We start from the raw sequence: 17,447 nt of genomic DNA, 5'->3' as shown, positions 1-17,447 counted from the left end.
CGTGTCCAATCAGCCCCTCACCATCGCCAATCGTCAGTTTAACTCCCGCCTCATGCTGGGGACGGGGAAGTTTGCCAGTGGGGAGCTGATGCGGGACGCCATTGTGGCCTCGGAGACGGAGATTGTGACTGTGGCGCTGCGACGGGCGGACCTTTCGGGCAAGGGGGATCCCTTTGCGAATATCCTGGATTTCATTCCGAAAAACATCCTGCTGCTGCCGAACACCAGCGGGGCGATGAATGCGGAGGAGGCGGTGCGGCTGGCGCGGCTGGCGGTGGCCGCGGGGCTGCCGAACTGGGTGAAGCTGGAAATCCATCCCGACCCGCGCTACCTGCTGCCAGATCCCATCGAGACGCTCAAAGCGGCTGAAATTCTGGTGAAGGAGGGGTTTACGGTGCTGCCCTACATCAATGCCGACCCAGTGCTGGCGCGGCGCCTGCAGGATGTGGGGACGGCCACGGTCATGCCGCTGGGGTCGCCCATCGGCTCACACCAGGGAATCACGACACGACGGCAGATCGAAATCATCATCACGCAAGCAACAGTGCCGGTGGTGGTGGATGCGGGAATCGGCGCGCCCAGCCATGCGGCGGAAGCTTTTGAAATGGGGGCGGACGCCGTGCTGGTGAACACGGCCATCGCCGTGGCCTCGGACCCCGTGCGCATGGCTCAGGCTTTCAAAATGGGAGTCGAAGCTGGGCGCAGCGCCTACGAAATCGGTCTGAGCGAGGGTGCGGCAGAAGCCTCCGCCACCAGTCCGCTGACGACTTTCCTATATCAGTAGGGTTTGGAAAAAACTGCCAGAATCAGCCTTTCACCAGGTAGGTGAAGACGATGACACCGCAGAAAAGCAGTGCGGCAGCGAGACACATTCCGTAAAAGATGACCATAGGAAGTGGCATTTAGCGTGAAACAGTGTGTGCGCCAGTGAAAATTTCTCCTTGCGAAAACAGGGGTTTGAGGCAGACTCCGCGCCCCTATGGCAAAAACATGCTGGCTCGAGCGCGACAAGCGCAAACGTAAAACCGTCGAAAAGTACGCTAAACTCCGTGCTGAACTGAAGGAGAAAGGCGACTACGTCGGCCTTTCCATGCTTCCACGTGATGCAAGCCCGACGCGTCTCATCAACCGCTGCCGCGTTTCCGGCCGTCGTCGCGCGTTCATCCGCCGCTTCCAGATGTCCCGTATGACCTTCCGCGAACTTGCCTCCCAGGGAATGATCCCCGGCGTGACCAAGTCCAGCTGGTAGTATTGCAGTCCGAACTTGCAGCCAGAGCTGATTTCTGGCTGCATGGAGAGGCGAAGCGTATCTTTTCTGATGCCCACCTACTCCTACATCGCTGACGATCCTGAAAAGGGGTGTCCTGCATGCCGCAGAGGCTTTGACTTGCGCCGGCCTCTCAGCCGCCCCGCGCTCGAAGCCTGCCCGCTGTGCAGACAACCGGTCAAGAAATTGATTTCCGGCTTCAACACTCCCAAAATCACCAAACCCCTCTCTGTTTCCGACGCCAAGGCCGCCGGCTTCACCATCCTCGAAAAGCGATGCGATGGGAACTACGAAAAGCTGTGAAGGACCGATAGCGCCGCCTCATGTCTCCCCTGCTTGCCAATGCCTCTGCTGAACTCGTGAGCGAGTGGAGCTTCACCGCTGGAGAGGTCTTCTGGCAGGCAGTGATCGTACTGGCGATCGTGCTGCTCAACGCGTTTTTCGTCGCGGCGGAGTTTGCCATCGTCAAAGTGCGGGACAGCCAGCTTCAGGCTGCCATCGAGGACGGCACCCGCGGCGCCAAGTTTGCCCAGACGGTGACGCGCAATCTGGATGCGTACCTTTCCGCGGGGCAGCTCGGCATCACGCTTACAAGCATTGCGCTGGGCATTTTCGGCGAGCCGTTCGTGTCCCTTGTCGTACAACCCCTGCTTTACAAGGTGGGGATCGTCAATGTCACTGTCATCCGCTGGACGTCCACCGGCATTGCGTATGCCATCGTCACCTATCTTCACGTCGTTCTTGGCGAACAGACACCGAAGGTGCTGGCGATTCGCAAATCCATGCAAACAGCGATGCTTATCGCACGGCCGCTGCACCTGTTTTACATTCTGCTCAGGCCGGCCATCTGGATTCTGAGCGCCAGCACCAATCTGGTTCTGCGCTTCCTGGGCATATCGGCCGTTTCGGAGCACGAGATCGCCCATTCGGAAGAAGAGCTGCGCCACATCGTGGCGGAAAGCCAGAAGTCCAAGGAGGTGACGGAGACGGAGAAGGACATCCTGCTCAACGCCCTGGCCCTGAATGACCGCTGTGTGCGGGATGTGATGACGCCGCGCAACCAGGTGGTCTCGCTGGACGCGGATGAGACTTTTGAGGAGAACCTCAAGATAGCCATCGACTCCAAGCATACGCGCTATCCGCTTGTGGAAGGTCATCTGGACCACGCCATTGGCACCATTCACATCAAGGACCTGCTCGGGCTCATCGGCAAACCGCAGCCGGATCTGCGCAAAATCAAACGCGACATGCAGATGGTGCCGGAGATGATGCCCATCGACAAGCTGCTGCGCTTCTTCCTCGACAAGCATGTCCATGTGGCCCTGGCTGTGGACGAGTTTGGCGGTGCGGTCGGCATCGTGACGCTCGACAACGTGCTCGAGGAAATCGTGGGTGACATTCAGGATGAGTTTGACCACGAAGTCAGCGAGTTCCGCCGCATCAACGAGCGGGAATTCACTGTCGAGGGAACCTACAATCTTTACGAACTGGCAGATCAGACCGGCATCGACCTGGACAGCGATGAAGTGACCACGATTGGCGGGTACGTAACGCATCTCCTTGGGCACCTGCCGAAGGTGGGGGAAAAAGTGACGATCGAGGACTACGATGTCACCACCACCAAGGCGGATCTGCGCCGCGTGCTGCAGCTCCATTTCAAGCGCCTTTCCCCGGTTTCAGACGCTGCTGAACTGGCGGACGAAGTGGCCGAGGGCGTTTGAGCCGGGCGATGCCGTGCAGCGAGCTTTTGCATTCATTCTTCCGGCGATTTTACCTGCTAAAGCGTCGGATCTGTCGGGCGGGCATGGAGCCGCATGGAGTTCATTGTTGCTCGAGGAGCCATTCACACCAGCCCCGTAGCATCCGCCACAAAGGCATCCACATCGGCCTCCGTGGTGCGCCAGGAGCACATGAGGCGAGAGCCGCCGCCGATAAAACTGTAGAAGATCCAGCCGCGTTCTTTGAGACCTTCCTTCATTTTGTCCGGCAGTTTGGCAAAGACCGCGTTTGCATCCACCGGGTAGAGAATCTGCACGCCTGGCAGGTGACCGAGCGCATCCGCGAGCCGGCGGGCCAGGGTGTTGCCGTTATGGGCATGCCTGCGCCAGGTTTCATCGCTCAGAATCCGCAGCCACTGGGCGGAGATGAAGCGCATCTTTGAGCAGAGCTGCCCGGCTTGTTTGCAGCGGTAGGCAAACTCTTGGGAAAGCTCTTTGTTGAAGAACACCACGGCTTCCGTCACGGCCATGCCGAGCTTGGTGCCGCCGCAGCAGAGGACGTCCACACCTGCACGCCAGGTGATGTCCGCTGGTGCGCAGTTCAAGCCTGTGAGAGCATTGAAGAAGCGCGCCCCGTCCATGTGGATGGAGAGGCCGTGCTTCTTTGCGACAGCGCCGAGTCCTTTGACTTCGCCCGGACGATACACCGTGCCAAGCTCCGTGCTCTGGCTTATGCTCAGAGCGCGCGGCTTGGGGAAATGCACATCGTTGCGGCTCGTTGCGAGGCGTTCCACATCAGCGGGGTCCAGCTTTCCCAATGGACTGCGGGCGAGTAGGATCTTCGACCCATGGCTGAAGAACTCAGGCGCTCCGCATTCATCTGTCTCCACATGCGCCTCCTGCGCGGTGATGATGCTGTGGTAGCTCTGGCAGAGCGTGGCGAGGGAGAGTGAATTGGCGGCGGTGCCGTTGAAAACGAAATACACATCGCAGTCCGTTTCGAAGAAGCGGCGGAAGGTCTCGCAGGCCTCCGCAGTGGTGGAGTCGGCGCCGTAGCTGGGCTGGTAGCCTTCATTGGCCGCTTCCAGGGCCAGCCAGGCTTCTGGACAAATGCCAGACGTGTTGTCCGAGGCGAAGTGATACTTGGTTTCAGCGCTCATGCTTTTGCTTTCGGTTTGCCATGCCATGCCAGTACAATCCCCGCGATGATCAGCAGCAGGTCGCGAAGGATGAGATCGTGGTAGCTGGAGGTGGCGTCTGCATGGCCAAAGCAGCCACAGCGAATGTCGATGCCGCGCCACCATGAGATGCTGATAGCGCCGAGAAAGACCAGCAGCGAGCCATTCAAAATCAGGAGTCCACCGGAGCGCAGAAGGCCGCTCATCACCGCCAGTCCGGCGAAGATCTCCAGCCACGGCAGGCCCATGGCCAGCCAGGCGGCCCAGGGATCCCCCAGCAGGTCGAAGCTGCGGATGTCGTCCAGAAACGACATGGGATCCGCTACTTTCAAAACCCCTGCATAGACGAAGACACCGCCAAAGAAGAAATGGAGAAGAAGCCGCAGCATGGAAGGGGCAACCTTACGGCACCAGTTCCGCCATCGGCAACAAAATGATGACGAGCTTCTTCTCTTCGTAGGTTTCTCCCGCCTCCGGCATGCCCCGGACATCCAGAGGGCGCCCGAGCAAGGTAGCCAGCTGAGAGGCAAAGCCAGCTTGCGGTGCAGCAGTGCCGCCGCCAAAGCTTAAGTGTGCATCGTCGTAAACACGCATCTGCTCATCGACATGCAGCACGATGGGCGACCGCGTGCTCGGATCCATGCCAACGATCGAAATCAGATCCGCCTCTTCATCGCCCAGGAGGCGGGAGGCATGGCGCGGGTCCAGCTGGAGGGCCAGATCTCCGGGATCCGAGCGCTCCAAAATCTTGGCATTGATGATGGGAGTTTCGGTATTGCCGAGGCGCGGGAATTTTTCGCGCACATGCTTGTTTACCACCAGTGCCACGGACTTCATGACCTCCGGCGTCCAGTGGCTGTCCTGCGCAAAATAGGCAGGCGGTCTTTCGCGGGCCTCCCACATGGCATCGCTCATGTCCAGCACGTCCACGCCTGCCGCTTTCAGTTCAGCCAGCCTGGCCGCTTCGTCTTTCAGGCGGATCACTCCCGCATAGCGTCCAGGATGGATCTGTTCGGGATATAGCGCCGCCCGTTCCGGAATGGTGATCACCAGCAGCGGCGTGTCCTGCGCTTTCAGCTGCGCCGCCAGTTTCATTAAGTTGGCATGCACCTCATTGCCTTGGCGTCTGGCATGCACCAGCCGGTCCAGGTCATGCTGGGCAAACAGCCAGCGATCCTTTCCCACGTGCACGGTCTTGTTGCCTTCGTTCAGGCCATGCAGCAGCAGCCACTGAATGCCGCTGCGCACCGTGGCCGCCGCGAGGTTGGTTTTGGATGGCGTGAACCTTGCCGCGATTTCAAATACCAGCGGAACGGCCAGCAAAAACAAGAACACGCCCACGATGTTCCGCGCCGCCTTCGCGCTCAGCTCGGGCTCGGGCGGCAGGATCGTGCGCTTGGCCGGGTCGATTCGTTGCTGGGTCGGTTTCATGACATCGGTGCGGCGTGTGCCCAGAGCATCGCCACGGCAAGGGTGAAAATTACAAGGCAGATCACCGCCTTCCACGGGGCGGGTTCGCGCAGAAAATCACGCGAGTGCGGGAGCGCTATGAGGCACATGAACGCGCCAAACAGCGTGAGAGCATTGAAGTCCGTCCACACCCGCTCCTGCTGAAAGACCGTGGCGGTCGTTTTGGCTGGAGCCACAAACATGGCCTGCAGGTGCTGCCATGTGTCGCCAAATGAAGCAGTCTGCGCCAGCACTGCGACCACGGTGGCCACGAGCAGAAGCGCGATCAGCCGCAGCCATTTACCCTGCGTAAAGCGCCGCAGAGTCAGTGCCTCCTGCACGGAATCCGCCACCTTGAAGCCAAACATCTCCCCCAGTCCGGCTAGAAGATCGCCGGCGGAGGTAAAGGCGAAATGGAGGCTGAGCAACTGCGCCAGAAATCCCATCCATGCCACGCTGCCGCTCAGGCTTTCCGGCCCGCCGCGAAACACCATTGCCGCCAGATGCCACAGCGGATCGACCAGCAGCACCCACTTGCCAAAGCCCAGGCAGAAGCGTGTGATCCCATGCGCCATATCGAGCGCGGACGGGCGTGTTTTGAGAAGCATGCGTACCGCCAGAGCGGCGGGAAGCAGGACAAACAGCAGATGGTGGAGGCTGATCAGCACGGTATGGAGATGGCGGATGGCTAGACGCCCGTCAATCGCGGAATCTTGGGGGCATTCACGAGCGTCCGGGCGGAGGGGCTTCGATTTGCTGCCTCCAAGTGACGTCACCGCTGGAAAATCCACGCCGGCGTTGTGGGATCCGAGATTTGCAAAAGGGCAGGAAAGAAAAAAATGCGCCAGTCGAGTGAATGTCGCTGCGTTTTAATCAGGTGATGCACGACCTTGATCCAACCCTTCCTGAGCACCTCGTCCGCCGCGATTTCCTGAAGAAACTCGCCGCTGCCAGCACCGCTGCATGGATGACAGGCGCACCTCAGGCCATCTGGGCGAAGTCTGGCGACAAGGTGACGCACCCTGCAGCCAAAGCCGATGCCTGCATCCTCCTCTGGATGGCGGGCGGCATGGCCGCACCGGACACTTTTGATCCCAAAGGCTATCTGCCCTTTGAGAAGGGGTTGGAGGTGAAGCGGATGTTGAGCACGTTTCCGGCGATCAACACGAGTGTGGATGGGATCAAGATCTGCCAGGGGCTGGAAAACATCGCGCAGGTGATGGACCGGGCCACGCTGATCCGCAGTGCGGTGCAGCCGGATCTCGGCAGCATTTTGCACTCGCGGCATCAGTACCACTGGCACACGGGCTATGTGCCGCCGCAGACGGTGGCCTGCCCGCACATCGGCTCATGGATGGCCAAGGTGCTCGGCCCGCGCAACAACGTGATGCCTGCGTTTATCAACATCGGCCAGCGGCTCGAGGGTGTGGGCGAGAGCGAGGAGCTGAAGGCCTTTACGACGGCGGGATTTTTTGGCAGCGAGTTTGGGCCGATGAACCTGCCGTTTCCTGAGGAGGCGGCGCAGTCGGTGAAGCCGCCGAAGGGCATGGACGCGAACCGATTTGCCAATCGCGACAAGCTTTTCCGCAAGCTGGTGGATCAAAGTCCGCAGCGTGAATTCATGAGCGACTACCAGCAGGAGTCCATGCTGCGCAGCATGGACAATGCCTACCGGCTGCTGAGCGCGAAGGAGCGCGAGGCCTTTGACATCACGCTGGAGCCGAAGGAGAGCTACGCGAAGTATGACACGAGCCGCTTCGGCCGCGGGTGCCTGCTGGCGAGGAGGCTTGTGGAGGCGGGGACGCGGTTTGTGGAGGTGACGACTGAGTATGTGCCGTTTTTCCAGTGGGACACGCACAAGGACGGCCACACGACGGTGGAGGCGATGCACAAGGAGATCGACATGCCCATTGCGCAGCTCGTGCGTGACCTGGAGGCGAAGGGCCTGCTGGACCGAACGCTGATCGTGATCGCCAGCGAGTTCAGCCGCGATGCGCTTATGGAAGGCAAGCCCGGCTCCACCGCGAATGACCAGACCACTTTCAAGGTCGATACGCTGAGCGAGATGAAGCACTACGGGCTGCACCGCCACTTTACCGGAGGGACGAGCGTGGTGATGTTTGGCGGAGGCGTGAAAAAGGGCCACCTGTATGGAGAGACGGCGGATGAGAGGCCGCTGATCGCCACGAAGAATCCGGTGAGCGTGATGGACCTGCATGCCACGATCATGACGGCGATGGGCATCAGCCCGAAGACCGAGTTCGAGATTGAGGGGCGGCCTTTTTATGTGACGGAGGATGGCAAGGGGAAGGCCGTCATGGAAATCTTTGCGTAAATGATTGGTGGCAGGGATTCCTACCGTTTAGGTTCCCACTCCCTCATGAACGCCCATCGCTCTTTTTGCATCGGGGTCGCGACGCTTGTCCTGACCGCCTCATCTTTTCTCTGTGCTGCTGAAGGCGACGACGCGTGGAAGAAGGTCAATGATGTCATTGAAGACATCCGGAATCCGAAGGTGAAGCCCCAGTCCGACGATGAAGCGATGGGGATGCTGAAGAAGAGCCTGAAGGAGTTTGACGCCAATTACGAGGCGGCCATGAAGGCGGCTCCCACCAATTCCGCCCGCTGGGATGTGGCGCTCTTTGCCTCCATGCTCGGGCGTGTGCGGGAGATGGCCAATGTTCCCGGCCCTGAACAACAGCCAATCAGCCTTGCGGACATCGTCAAAGCGGAGGACGCCAAGCCTGAGACCAAGTCCCAGGCGAGCCTGACGCTGGTGATGCTGGCTTCTGACGCCGCTCTCGCCCCGGGCGGTGATGCGGCAGGATGGATGGCCCAGGCGGAGAAGCATCTGAAGGATTATCCCGCAGAAAAATTGAACAAGATGGTGGAGGAAAGGATCGTGGAGGTCAATCTCCGGACCAAGCCGCTGGATCTGAAGTTCACGGCTTTGGATGGCCGTGAGGTGGATGTGAGCAAGCTTCAGGGGAAGGTCGTCCTCATCGACTTCTGGGCTACATGGTGCGGACCTTGTGTCGAAGAGCTGCCCAAGGTCCTGCAGACCTACAAGGAACTGCATGCGAAGGGCTTTGAAGTGATCGGCGTTTCACTTGATGGAGACAAAGCGGAGCTTGAGGCCTTTGTGAAGGAAAAGGGCATGGAATGGCCACAGTATTTTGATGGCAAAGGCCCGGAGAATGCGCTCTTCCTCAAGTATAAGCTCGAATCCATCCCCACCATGTGGCTGCTGAACAAGAAGGGAATGATCGTGAGCATGCATGCTGCTGAAGGCATGAAAGAGCAGGTCACCAAGCTGCTCGCGGAGTAGGCGCGCCATTGGTGCCCGGGTTTGATGCGTTTTCATCGTTCGACTGCTTGCCGGCCTCAAGCCCGGCAGGCAATCTTGGAAATCTTCACGTAAAAAGAATGGTGAGGCGGAGGACTTCCGTTTAGGCTGGCACATGAAAGCGCATCGCCTTCTCCGCATCGGGGTCACGACTTTGGTTCTGGCCGCCACCTCCCTCCTTCATGCCGCCGCTGGCGATGCCGAATGGCAGAAGGTTGAGGAAATCGTCCAAAGCATCAAGAATCCGAAAGAAAGGCCGAAATCCCGGGAGGATGCGATCGCAAACCTCAAAAAGGGAATCACGGAGTTTGATGCAGCCTATGCTGCTGCGCTGAAGGCGGCGCCAACCAATCCTGCGCGCTGGGACGCGGCACTGTTTGAAGCGATGACGGGGCGTGTGCGTGAAATGGCCGATATTCCTGCTCCCAAGCCGGCGATCAGCCTGGACGACATTGTCAAGGCAACGGATGCCAAGGCAGAGACCAAATCTCAGGCAAGCCTGGTGAGCGTGATGGAATCTGCGGATGCGGCCGAGGAACCCGGAGGTGACCTGGCCGGATGGACTGCGAAGGCAGAGAAGCATCTGAAAGACTTTCCAGACGAGAAGATGAACAAGATGGTGGAGAGCAAGCTCAAGAGCATCAAGGCAAGCGCCGAGCTCAAGACGAAGCCGCTTGATCTGAAATTTACCGGCGTGGACGGCCGTGAGGTGGATGTGTCAAAACTGCAGGGCAAGGTGGTGCTGATCGACTTCTGGGCGACTTGGTGCGGACCTTGCGTGGCCGAACTGCCAAATGTGCTCAAGGCCTACAAGGAACTGCACCCCAAGGGCTTTGAGATCGTGGGCATCTCGCTCGACAGCGACAAGAGCAAACTGGAGGCTTTTGTGAAGGAGAAGGGCATGGAGTGGCCGCAGTACTTTGATGGCAAAGGCTGGCAGAACGAGATCTCCTCCAAATACGGCATCAATTCGATCCCTGCCATGTGGCTGCTGAACAAGAAGGGCATGGTGGTGAGCACGAATGCACGTGGTGATCTGGAGACTAAAGTGACCAAACTTCTCGCGGAGTAAGTTCATGATCCATCGCTCAGTCTTCATGGTGGTCTTGCTGGCCGCCGCGGTTTTGTGCGCCCAACAGCCGGACATTCAGGTCCAGAAAGACGTCATGGTGGCCATGCGCGACGGCGTGAAGCTGGCCACGGATGTATATCTGCCGGCGGGGAGCACCGAGAAGCTGCCGGTGGTGCTGACACGCACGCCGTACAACAAGGACGGATCGAAGAGCTATGGCGAGTACTTTGCCAGGCATGGCTATGTGTTTGTGGCGCAGGACACGCGCGGGCGCTATGCCAGCGAGGGTGTGTGGCACTGGATGACGGATGATGGCGTGGATGGCACGGACTGTGCAGCGTGGATAGCCGCGCAGCCGTGGGCGAACGGGAAGGTCGGGATGGTGGGCACCTCGTATGTGGGGGGAACGCAGCATGCGATGGCGCTGGCGAAGGTGCCGGAGCTGACGACGGTGATCCCGGTGGATGCGGTGTCGAACATGGGACGGCAGAGCATGCGGAATGCGGGGGCGTTTGAGATGCGCTTCTGGAACTGGATCATGCTGAACGCCGGGAAGGGCAGCAATGCGGCGCTGAACCCGGCGACGCAGGTGGAGCTGAAGGAGATGGCGGATCACCGGTGGGACTACCTGCCCCTGCTGCCGCTGCGGCCGGGCTGCACGCCGCTGAAGCTGGCGCCGGAGTATGAGGACTGGCTGATCCAGGCGATGAGGCATGGCAAGGATGATGACTTCTGGGCGCAGAACAACATCCTGGCCGATCCGAAGCGATACAAGGACATGCCGGTGTATCTGGTGGGAGGGTGGTATGACTCGTGGGCGGGGAACACCTCGGCGAATTTTCAGGCGCTGAGCAAGGCGCTGAAAAGTGATGTTTACCTGATCATGGGGCCGTGGATTCACGGGATGCAGAACAAGTCGGCGCACGGGCAGGTGGAGTTTGGCGCGGAGGCGGCGATCGCGGACCAGATGGCGTGGCGCAAGGAGTGGTTTGACCACTGGATGAAGGGGCTGGACAACAGCGTGGGCAAGGCCGCGCCCTTTGCGAAGAAGGTGCGCATCTTTGTGATGGGTACGGGCGATGGCAGCAAGACAAAGGACGGGCTGCTGAATCATGGGGGGCAGTGGCGTGATGAGAATGAGTGGCCGCTGGCGCGGGCGAAGGCGACGCCGTTTTATCTGAATCCGGAAGGGGTGCTGAGTGATGCAAAGCCGAAGGTGGAGGCGGCGGCGCAGAGCTATGCGTTTGACCCGAAGAATCCGGTGCCGACGCTGGGGGGGAACATCTCCTCCGGCGACGGCATCATGCAGCAGGGGGCGTGGGATCAGCGGGGGAGTGACAAGTTCTGGAACTGGACGAAGCCCATCCCGCTCTCAGCACGGAGTGACGTGCTGGTGTTTCAGACGGCACCGCTTGAGAAGGATACGGAGGTGACCGGTGAGATGGAGGTGAAGCTGTGGATTTCATCGTCAGCGGTGGACACCGATTTCACGGCCAAGCTGGTGGATGTGTATCCGCCGAGCGCGGACTGGCCGCATGGTTTTGACCTGAACCTGACGGATGGCATCATGCGTGCGCGGTTCCGGGATTCGCTGAAGGAGGAGAAGCTGATGCAGCCGGGGAAGGTGTATCCCATCACGATCAAGCTCTATCCCACGAGCAATGTTTTCAAAAAAGGGCACCGGATTCGTGTGGACATCAGCAGCAGCAATTTCCCGCGCTTTGATGTGAACCCGAACACGGGGGAGCCACTGCAGCAGCACCGGAGGACGGTGATCGCGACGAACACGGTGCATCTTGACCGGGAGCATCCGTCGCAGATCGTGCTGCCGGTGGTGGAGCGTCCTTAGCCGAGCGCCTCGCGGAGGATGGGCATGCTGGCGTTTGCGCCGGAGAGGATGCAGGCGACGCGTTTGCCCTGCCATGCAGCGGGGTGTTTTTTGAGGGCGGCGTAGGCGAGGGCGCCGGAGCCTTCGGCGATGTTGTGGGTGGACTGGATGATCTCGCGCATGGCGGCGAGGGCTTCCTCGTCGGTGACGGTGAGGATGTCGTGCGCGTGCTGAAGGATGTGCTGGAGGGCGTCCTGGTTGGGAGTCTTGCAGGCGACGCCCTCGGCGACACGGGTCATGCTGGACTGCTCGACGAACTGACGCTGCTGGAAGGAGAGGGCGTAGGCGGGTGCATGAGCGGAGACTACGCCGATGATTTTGGTTTTCAGCCCGAGTGCCTCGCGCGCTGATGCGATGCCGCAGAAGCCGGAGCCGAGGCCGATGGGGACGAAGACGGCATCGAGATCTGCGACGGAGTGAAAGAGCTCCAGCGCGTAGGTGGCGACGCCGCGCACGAGCCAGAGGTGGAAGGAGGGCACGGCATGCAGCTCCTCCTTAGCGGCGAGTTCGCGAGAGTATTCGAGGGCCTCCTGAAATTCGCGGCCGTGCTCGACCAGCTCCGCGCCGAGAGAGCGCATGGCGGCGTTTTTTTCCGGGTTGTTGCCATGCGGAACCACGATGACGGTACGCAGGCCATTGCGCCTGGCGGCGTAGGCGATGGACTGGCCGTGATTGCCGGTGGAGGCGGCGATGACGCCGCGCACTCCGGGCTGGTGGCGCTTGAGCTCGTCCATGTAGACGAGGCCGCCACGGATTTTGAAAGCGCCAACGGGTGTATGATTTTCGTGCTTGAGCCATAGCTCGCAGCCGAGGCCGGACTCCAGCAGCGGCCAGCGACAGGTGGGGGTCTCGCGAATGTGCGGGCGGATGAGGGCCTTGGCAGATTCGATTTCGCTGAGGGTCGGCAGGGGCTGCATCTTGCATGGCTAGGCATGAAGTTCGCAAAGGCAAGCCCGGTGCGGACGTTATGAGACGCACTATGAACGCGCCCTTCACTCTCACCTCACGTCGTCGGTTTCTTCAGACCTCCCTTGCCGGAATGGCCTCCATGCCCGCGTGGGCGGCACCGCTGGGGGCGAATGGTGATGTGCGTGTAGCGGTGATTGGATTCCGGGGACGCGGGCGCGGGCACATCAAGGAATTGATGAAGGTGCCGGGTGTGCGTCTGGTGGCGCTGTGTGATGTGGACCAGGAGGTGATCGACAAGCAGGTGGCGGAGCTGTCCAAGCAGAATGTCACGGTTAAGACCTATCGTGATTTTCGTGAGTGCTGCGCGGACAAGGACATTGATGCGGTGACGATCGCCACGCCGAATCACAGCCATGTGCTGATCGCGCTGACGGCGCTGCAGCATAGCAAGCATGTGTATGTGGAGAAGCCGGTGTGCCACAATCTGGTGGAGGGGCGCAAGTTGATGGCGGCGGCCACGAAGGCGGCGGCGAAGGGGATTATTGTGCAGCATGGGATGCAGCGGCGCTCGGACCTGGGCTGGGCTGCAGCCATGGCATGGGTGAATGAAGGGCACATCGGGAAAAAGAAGCTGTCTCATGCACTGGTGCACGGAATGCGCCTGAGCATCGACAAGGTGGATGCTCCGCAGCCGCCGCCTGCGACGGTGGACTACAAGCTGTGGTCCGCGCCGCGGGCTGAGCTGCCGATCATGCGGAAGCAGTTTCACTACGACTGGCACTGGCAGTGGCCGTATGGGAATGGTGACATCGGGAACCAGGGGCCGCATCAGTACGATGTGGCGCGGTGGGCGCTGAATGATCCTGTGGTGCTGCCGCAGCGGGTGATGAGCCTGGGGCACCGCTGGGGGTATGTGGATGATGGGCAGACGGCGAACTGCCAGCTGGCCTTTCACCCCTATGAGCCGGTGCCGCTGCTGATGGACATGATCGGCCTGCCGATGAAGAACATGGACAAGAAAAGCGGCGAGCCGCCCTACAAGGGCATCCGCACGGGGAACATCATCCACTGTGAGGGAGGCTATGTGGCGGAGTCGAAGGCGTATGACAACGAGGGCAAGACGATCACGAAGTTTGAGAACTTCCTGACGGGGCCGGATCACATGAAGAATTTTATCGATTCCGTGCGTGCCGGGAAATACACGAAGGATGTGCTGCACATCCGGCATGGGCAGCAGGCGGCGGCGCTGTCACATCTGGCGAACACGTCCTACCGACTGGGCAAGGCGATGAAGAACGAGGAGATCAAGGAGCGCCTGAAGGGCGACAAGATGGGGCTGGAGATGTTTGAGGGAATGCTGGCCACGCTGGCGGCGAATCAGATCAACACCGAAGCGGAGCAGGTGGTTGTGGGGCCGTGGCTGGACTTTGATCCGGTGAACGAAGTGTTTACCGGTGAATTTGCGGCCGAGGCGAACAAGCTAGCGCAGGAGGAATATGCTGCGGGGTTTGAGCTGCCGGAGGTGTGAGCCTCAGCGCAGTGTGTGCTGGCGGCGGAAGTCTTTGGGGGACATGCCGACGACTTGTTTGAAGCGACGGGAGAAATGGAATGCATCGTGGAAGCCGAGGTCGTCGGCGATGCGGGCGAGGGTGTGCGTGCTTTCCAGAAGGCGGGAGCAGGCGCGCAGCACGATGGCGTCGGCGCGGAATTCGCCGGGGCTTTTTCCGGTCATCTGCACGAAGCGTTTGCGGAAGGCGCTGTAGGACATGCCGAGGTCTGCGGCGATCTGCTCCAGTGAAGGTGAGCCGAGCCTGCCACGGGCGAGCATGCGCTCTGCGGTCTCGCGCCACTGCATGGTCTCCGTGGTCTGGTGCCGGGTGTCATCCAACTGAAGCGCGTCTGCGAGCCACTGCTGAAAGTGGCAGAGGCGCGAGAGGGAGGTGTCTGAGGGCGAGTCTGACGGGGGCTGGAGGATGCGGCGCAGACGGTCGGTCCAATAGGGAAGCGGGCTGAGCTCCAGAACGCGGCTGCGCTCGCCGGGGAAACCGGCGGACTGCCAGGCATCAAAGACGCTGCCATTGAACCAGAGGAAGAGCTCGCTCCAGCGCACGCCGTTTTGCGGACCGTAGCTCTGATTGATGCCGGGCTTTGACCACACGAGCGTGCCGGGCTGCAGCGTGCAACGGACGCCAGTGTCGTCCATGTAGTCGGCTGTGCCTTCCAGCGTGAGCACGAGGAGGTAATTGGGCGTGGGTCGCAGGTAGTGTGGAGGCGGCGCATGCGCGTAGGTGGCCTGACTGTTCCACTTGGTGCCCGCGTAAACGATCTGCCCCAGATCGCAGTGCACGGGCCGTGTGGCGTTCACATTCCAAGGGCCGGGAATGTTGAAATAGAGGTTGGGGTCACGCACATCAGCCATGTCAAAATGTGCATGAATGAGGTCAAACATTCAATCTAGAGAGAGGCCCAAAGTCCGTATGGGTATGTCAGACAGTCAATGCACGGCCATGCGCCCACCTAACGTCCAACTCTGCTTTTCAATACCAACCGCGTTGTGCGCAGCACTGTGGGGAGCTGCGTTTACGCTGCCGGTCATGGCGGTGGATTATGTGACGGACATCAAGCCGCTGCTGAAAGAGCGATGTGTGTCCTGCCATGGAACGGTGAAGCAAAAGGGAGATCTGAGACTGGATGCGGGGGCTTTGATTCCGAAGGAGGCACATCAAGCGCTGCTGGAACGCATTGTTTCCCATGATGAGGATGAGCAGATGCCGCCTGAGGGGAAACGGCTGAGTGCGGAGCAGATCGAGCTGCTGCGTGAGTGGATTGCGGCGGGGGCGCCATCTCCCAAAGGGGAGGCAATTCCGAAGAAGCCCTCTGAGCACTGGGCGTTTCAGCCAGTGAAACGTTCGGTGGTGCCGGAGTCTGCGCATCAGCATCCGGTGGACGCGTTTGTGTTTGGCAGGGCTGAGGCTGCGGCAAAGGCGAGTCCGCAGGCGCTGCTGCGGCGGGTCTATCTGGATTTGACGGGGCTGCCGCCGACGGTGGAGGAGCAGGAGAGATTTGCCAAGGCTGGCGATCTAAGCGCGGTGGTGGATGAGATGCTCAAGCGACCGGAATATGGCGAGCGCTGGGCGCGGCACTGGCTGGATGTGGTGCGCTATGCGGATAGCAACGGCTATGAGCGTGATGCGGAGAAGCCCTTTGTGTGGCGCTATCGCGACTATGTGATCGAGGCGCTGAATGCGGACAAGCCGTACAACCGTTTTGTGATGGAGCAGCTCGCCGGGGATGAACTGCCGGACAGGTCAGTCGCATCGGCGATTGCCACGGGTTTTCTGAGGCTGGGGCACTGGGATGACGAGCCTGCGGACCCTGCGGCGGACCGCTACGATCAGCTCGATGACATCGTTAGCACCACGGGGCAGGCGTTTCTGGGACTGACGATCGGCTGTGCGCGATGCCATGACCATAAGTTTGAGCCGCTGGCCACGCGCGACTACTACAGCCTGGTGGCGGTTTTTAATCCACTGCAGCGTCCGGCCAAGGGGCGCAAGGAGCTGACGGTGGATGTGGATGGCACGGAGGTCTATTCGTGGCAGGAGCCTTCGGCCAAAGCACCGGAGACGTTTTTAATCCACTGCAGCGTCCGGCCAAGGGGCGCAAGGAGCTGACGGTGGATGTGGATGGCACGGAGGTCTATTCGTGGCAGGAGCCTTCGGCCAAAGCACCGGAGACGCATGTGCTGGTGCGTGGGTCGCCCACACGTTTTGGGGATTTGGTGGGGCCAGCAGTGCCTGCGATTCTGGTGAAGCAGCAGCCGTCGTTTCCAGCGCCGAGTGACAAAACCACGCAACGGCGTCTCGGGCTGGCGCGCTGGATGGCGAGTGAGCAGAATCCGCTTACAGCGCGGGTGATGGTGAACCGGGTGTGGCAGCAGCACTTTGGCCAGGGGCTGGTGAGCACGGCGAATGACTTTGGCCTGATGGGGGCGGCACCTGAGAACCCGGAACTGCTGGACTGGCTGGCGCATTGGTTCATGCATGATGCGGGGTGGTCGCTGAAGAAACTGCATCGACTGATCCTGACCAGCCGTGCTTGGCAGATGAGCAAGACACCGGAGTCGCTGATGCGGTATCGGCGGCTGGAGGTGGAGGCTATTCGAGACTCGATGCTGGCGGTGAGCGGCAGGCTGAATCCGAAGCGCTTTGGCCCTGCGATGAAGCCCGGCATTCCGCAGGCGGCGCTGGAGGCGAATACGGACAAGGACAAAATCTGGAAGGCCTCGGATGAGATTGAGGCGTCGAGGCGCAGCATCTATGCTTTCATTAAGCGTGGACTTGTGGTTCCGATGTTTGAGACGCTGGACCTGGCGGACACGGTGAGCAGCTGCCCGCAGCGGCAGGTGACCACCGTGGCACCGCAGGCGCTGAGCCTGTTTAACGGGGAGTTTGTGAACCAGCAGGCGGGGCACTTTGCTGCGCGCCTGCTGGCGCTGTGCCGTGAGCCGACGGCAAAGGAGATGGAGAAGATGCGTGTGTTTCTGCAGGAGCAGCCGCTGGAGCAGGCCTGCCGGGTGATTTTGAATCTGAACGAGTTTGTTTATCCGGAGTGATGACC

17 protein-coding genes are annotated in these 17,447 nt (G+C 60.5%); 11 read left to right on the top strand and 6 right to left on the bottom strand.

The window, feature by feature from the left end; translation table 11 throughout:
* Position 1: 1 nt before the first annotated feature.
* The 4 genes from ACILSR_RS01950 (at position 2) to ACILSR_RS01935 (ending at position 2,988) form a co-directional block, all read left to right on the top strand.
* A complete protein-coding gene (locus ACILSR_RS01950; RefSeq protein WP_395748034.1) occupies positions 2-784 on the top strand; it encodes a thiazole synthase in 783 nt (260 codons plus the stop codon).
* 195 nt (positions 785-979) lie between these two features.
* Positions 980-1,249 (top strand): 30S ribosomal protein S14, encoded by a 270-nt coding sequence (gene rpsN, locus ACILSR_RS01945; protein WP_377168970.1) that lies wholly within the window; start codon positions 980-982, stop codon positions 1,247-1,249.
* A gap of 69 nt (positions 1,250-1,318) precedes the next feature.
* The gene (locus tag ACILSR_RS01940) at positions 1,319-1,570 is read left to right on the top strand and encodes a zinc ribbon domain-containing protein (RefSeq protein ID WP_300932566.1); all 252 of its coding nucleotides are present in this window, start codon (positions 1,319-1,321) and stop codon (positions 1,568-1,570) included.
* A 20-nt stretch (positions 1,571-1,590) separates the two neighbouring features.
* Positions 1,591-2,988 (top strand): hemolysin family protein, encoded by a 1,398-nt coding sequence (locus ACILSR_RS01935; protein WP_395748033.1) that lies wholly within the window; start codon positions 1,591-1,593, stop codon positions 2,986-2,988.
* A gap of 122 nt (positions 2,989-3,110) precedes the next feature.
* Here ACILSR_RS01935 and ACILSR_RS01930 read toward each other — a convergent pair whose 3' ends face one another.
* Genes ACILSR_RS01930 through ACILSR_RS01915 form a run of 4 tightly spaced genes read right to left on the bottom strand, consistent with a single transcriptional unit; the run spans position 3,111 to position 6,280 of the window.
* Complete coding sequence (locus ACILSR_RS01930) at positions 3,111-4,145, bottom strand: threonine aldolase family protein (RefSeq protein ID WP_395748032.1); 1,035 nt, start codon at positions 4,143-4,145, stop codon at positions 3,111-3,113.
* Positions 4,142-4,552: a MauE/DoxX family redox-associated membrane protein gene (locus ACILSR_RS01925; RefSeq protein WP_395748031.1), complete on the bottom strand. Its 411-nt coding sequence runs from the start codon at positions 4,550-4,552 to the stop codon at positions 4,142-4,144. The genes ACILSR_RS01930 and ACILSR_RS01925 overlap by 4 nt, the downstream gene beginning before the upstream one ends.
* 13 nt (positions 4,553-4,565) lie before the next feature.
* Positions 4,566-5,594 carry an alginate O-acetyltransferase AlgX-related protein gene (locus tag ACILSR_RS01920; protein WP_395748030.1) on the bottom strand — a complete coding sequence of 343 codons (1,029 nt, stop codon included), beginning with the start codon at positions 5,592-5,594 and terminating at the stop codon, positions 4,566-4,568.
* Positions 5,591-6,280 carry a hypothetical protein gene (locus tag ACILSR_RS01915; RefSeq protein ID WP_395748029.1) on the bottom strand — a complete coding sequence of 230 codons (690 nt, stop codon included), beginning with the start codon at positions 6,278-6,280 and terminating at the stop codon, positions 5,591-5,593. Before ACILSR_RS01915 ends, ACILSR_RS01920 begins: the two co-directional genes overlap by 4 nt.
* A gap of 188 nt (positions 6,281-6,468) precedes the next feature.
* Between ACILSR_RS01915 and ACILSR_RS01910 the strand changes: the two genes are divergently transcribed.
* The 4 genes from ACILSR_RS01910 (at position 6,469) to ACILSR_RS01895 (ending at position 11,879) form a co-directional block, all read left to right on the top strand.
* Positions 6,469-7,947 carry a DUF1501 domain-containing protein gene (locus ACILSR_RS01910; RefSeq protein ID WP_395748028.1) on the top strand — a complete coding sequence of 493 codons (1,479 nt, stop codon included), beginning with the start codon at positions 6,469-6,471 and terminating at the stop codon, positions 7,945-7,947.
* Positions 7,948-7,992: 45 nt separating this feature from the next.
* Positions 7,993-8,940, top strand: a complete 948-nt coding sequence (locus ACILSR_RS01905) for a TlpA family protein disulfide reductase (protein WP_395748027.1) — start codon at positions 7,993-7,995, stop codon at positions 8,938-8,940.
* Between the two features lie 133 nt (positions 8,941-9,073).
* Positions 9,074-10,030 (top strand): TlpA family protein disulfide reductase, encoded by a 957-nt coding sequence (locus ACILSR_RS01900; RefSeq protein WP_395748026.1) that lies wholly within the window; start codon positions 9,074-9,076, stop codon positions 10,028-10,030.
* Positions 10,031-10,034: 4 nt separating this feature from the next.
* The gene (locus ACILSR_RS01895) at positions 10,035-11,879 is read left to right on the top strand and encodes a CocE/NonD family hydrolase (RefSeq protein ID WP_395748025.1); all 1,845 of its coding nucleotides are present in this window, start codon (positions 10,035-10,037) and stop codon (positions 11,877-11,879) included.
* Here ACILSR_RS01895 and ACILSR_RS01890 read toward each other — a convergent pair.
* A complete protein-coding gene (locus ACILSR_RS01890) occupies positions 11,876-12,826 on the bottom strand; it encodes a threonine dehydratase (protein WP_395748114.1) in 951 nt (316 codons plus the stop codon). The genes ACILSR_RS01895 and ACILSR_RS01890 overlap by 4 nt on opposite strands.
* A gap of 71 nt (positions 12,827-12,897) precedes the next feature.
* Here ACILSR_RS01890 and ACILSR_RS01885 point away from each other — a divergent pair, with 71 nt between their 5' ends.
* On the top strand, positions 12,898-14,355 hold the full coding sequence (locus tag ACILSR_RS01885; protein ID WP_395748024.1) for a Gfo/Idh/MocA family protein: 1,458 nt from the start codon (positions 12,898-12,900) through the stop codon (positions 14,353-14,355).
* 3 nt (positions 14,356-14,358) lie between these two features.
* On the opposite strand, the gene ACILSR_RS01880 is transcribed toward ACILSR_RS01885, so the two are convergent.
* The gene (locus tag ACILSR_RS01880; protein ID WP_395748023.1) at positions 14,359-15,276 is read right to left on the bottom strand and encodes an AraC family transcriptional regulator; all 918 of its coding nucleotides are present in this window, start codon (positions 15,274-15,276) and stop codon (positions 14,359-14,361) included.
* 58 nt (positions 15,277-15,334) lie between these two features.
* Between ACILSR_RS01880 and ACILSR_RS01875 the strand changes: the two genes are divergently transcribed.
* Together ACILSR_RS01875 and ACILSR_RS01870 are read left to right on the top strand one after the other, a co-directional pair.
* Positions 15,335-16,501, top strand: a complete 1,167-nt coding sequence (locus ACILSR_RS01875; RefSeq protein WP_395748022.1) for a DUF1549 domain-containing protein — start codon at positions 15,335-15,337, stop codon at positions 16,499-16,501.
* Positions 16,423-17,442 carry a DUF1553 domain-containing protein gene (locus ACILSR_RS01870; protein WP_395748021.1) on the top strand — a complete coding sequence of 340 codons (1,020 nt, stop codon included), beginning with the start codon at positions 16,423-16,425 and terminating at the stop codon, positions 17,440-17,442. The genes ACILSR_RS01875 and ACILSR_RS01870 overlap by 79 nt, the downstream gene beginning before the upstream one ends.
* The last annotated feature ends 5 nt before the right edge of the window (positions 17,443-17,447 follow it).

The organism is Prosthecobacter sp., assembly GCF_044222565.1.
In the GTDB taxonomy this organism is placed as follows: Bacteria; Verrucomicrobiota; Verrucomicrobiia; order Verrucomicrobiales; family Verrucomicrobiaceae; genus Prosthecobacter.
Note: the sequence above shows the minus strand (reverse complement) of the source record. Positions and strands in the feature narration are given on the sequence as shown.

Bases quoted from the DNA above. Each gene is read 5' to 3' on its own strand.
- ACILSR_RS01910 (WP_395748028.1), top strand. From the start codon at position 6,469: ATGTCGCTGCGTTTTAATCAGGTGATGCACGACCTTGATCCAACCCTT.
- ACILSR_RS01880 (WP_395748023.1), bottom strand. From the start codon at position 15,276: ATGTTTGACCTCATTCATGCACATTTTGACATGGCTGATGTGCGTGAC.
- ACILSR_RS01900 (WP_395748026.1), top strand. From the start codon at position 9,074: ATGAAAGCGCATCGCCTTCTCCGCATCGGGGTCACGACTTTGGTTCTG.
- ACILSR_RS01930 (WP_395748032.1), bottom strand. From the start codon at position 4,145: ATGAGCGCTGAAACCAAGTATCACTTCGCCTCGGACAACACGTCTGGC.
- rpsN (WP_377168970.1), top strand. From the start codon at position 980: ATGGCAAAAACATGCTGGCTCGAGCGCGACAAGCGCAAACGTAAAACC.
- ACILSR_RS01905 (WP_395748027.1), top strand. From the start codon at position 7,993: ATGAACGCCCATCGCTCTTTTTGCATCGGGGTCGCGACGCTTGTCCTG.
- ACILSR_RS01925 (WP_395748031.1), bottom strand. From the start codon at position 4,552: ATGCTGCGGCTTCTTCTCCATTTCTTCTTTGGCGGTGTCTTCGTCTAT.
- ACILSR_RS01875 (WP_395748022.1), top strand. From the start codon at position 15,335: ATGCGCCCACCTAACGTCCAACTCTGCTTTTCAATACCAACCGCGTTG.
- ACILSR_RS01895 (WP_395748025.1), top strand. From the start codon at position 10,035: ATGATCCATCGCTCAGTCTTCATGGTGGTCTTGCTGGCCGCCGCGGTT.
- ACILSR_RS01940 (WP_300932566.1), top strand. From the start codon at position 1,319: ATGCCCACCTACTCCTACATCGCTGACGATCCTGAAAAGGGGTGTCCT.
- ACILSR_RS01935 (WP_395748033.1), top strand. From the start codon at position 1,591: ATGTCTCCCCTGCTTGCCAATGCCTCTGCTGAACTCGTGAGCGAGTGG.
- ACILSR_RS01885 (WP_395748024.1), top strand. From the start codon at position 12,898: ATGAACGCGCCCTTCACTCTCACCTCACGTCGTCGGTTTCTTCAGACC.
- ACILSR_RS01920 (WP_395748030.1), bottom strand. From the start codon at position 5,594: ATGAAACCGACCCAGCAACGAATCGACCCGGCCAAGCGCACGATCCTG.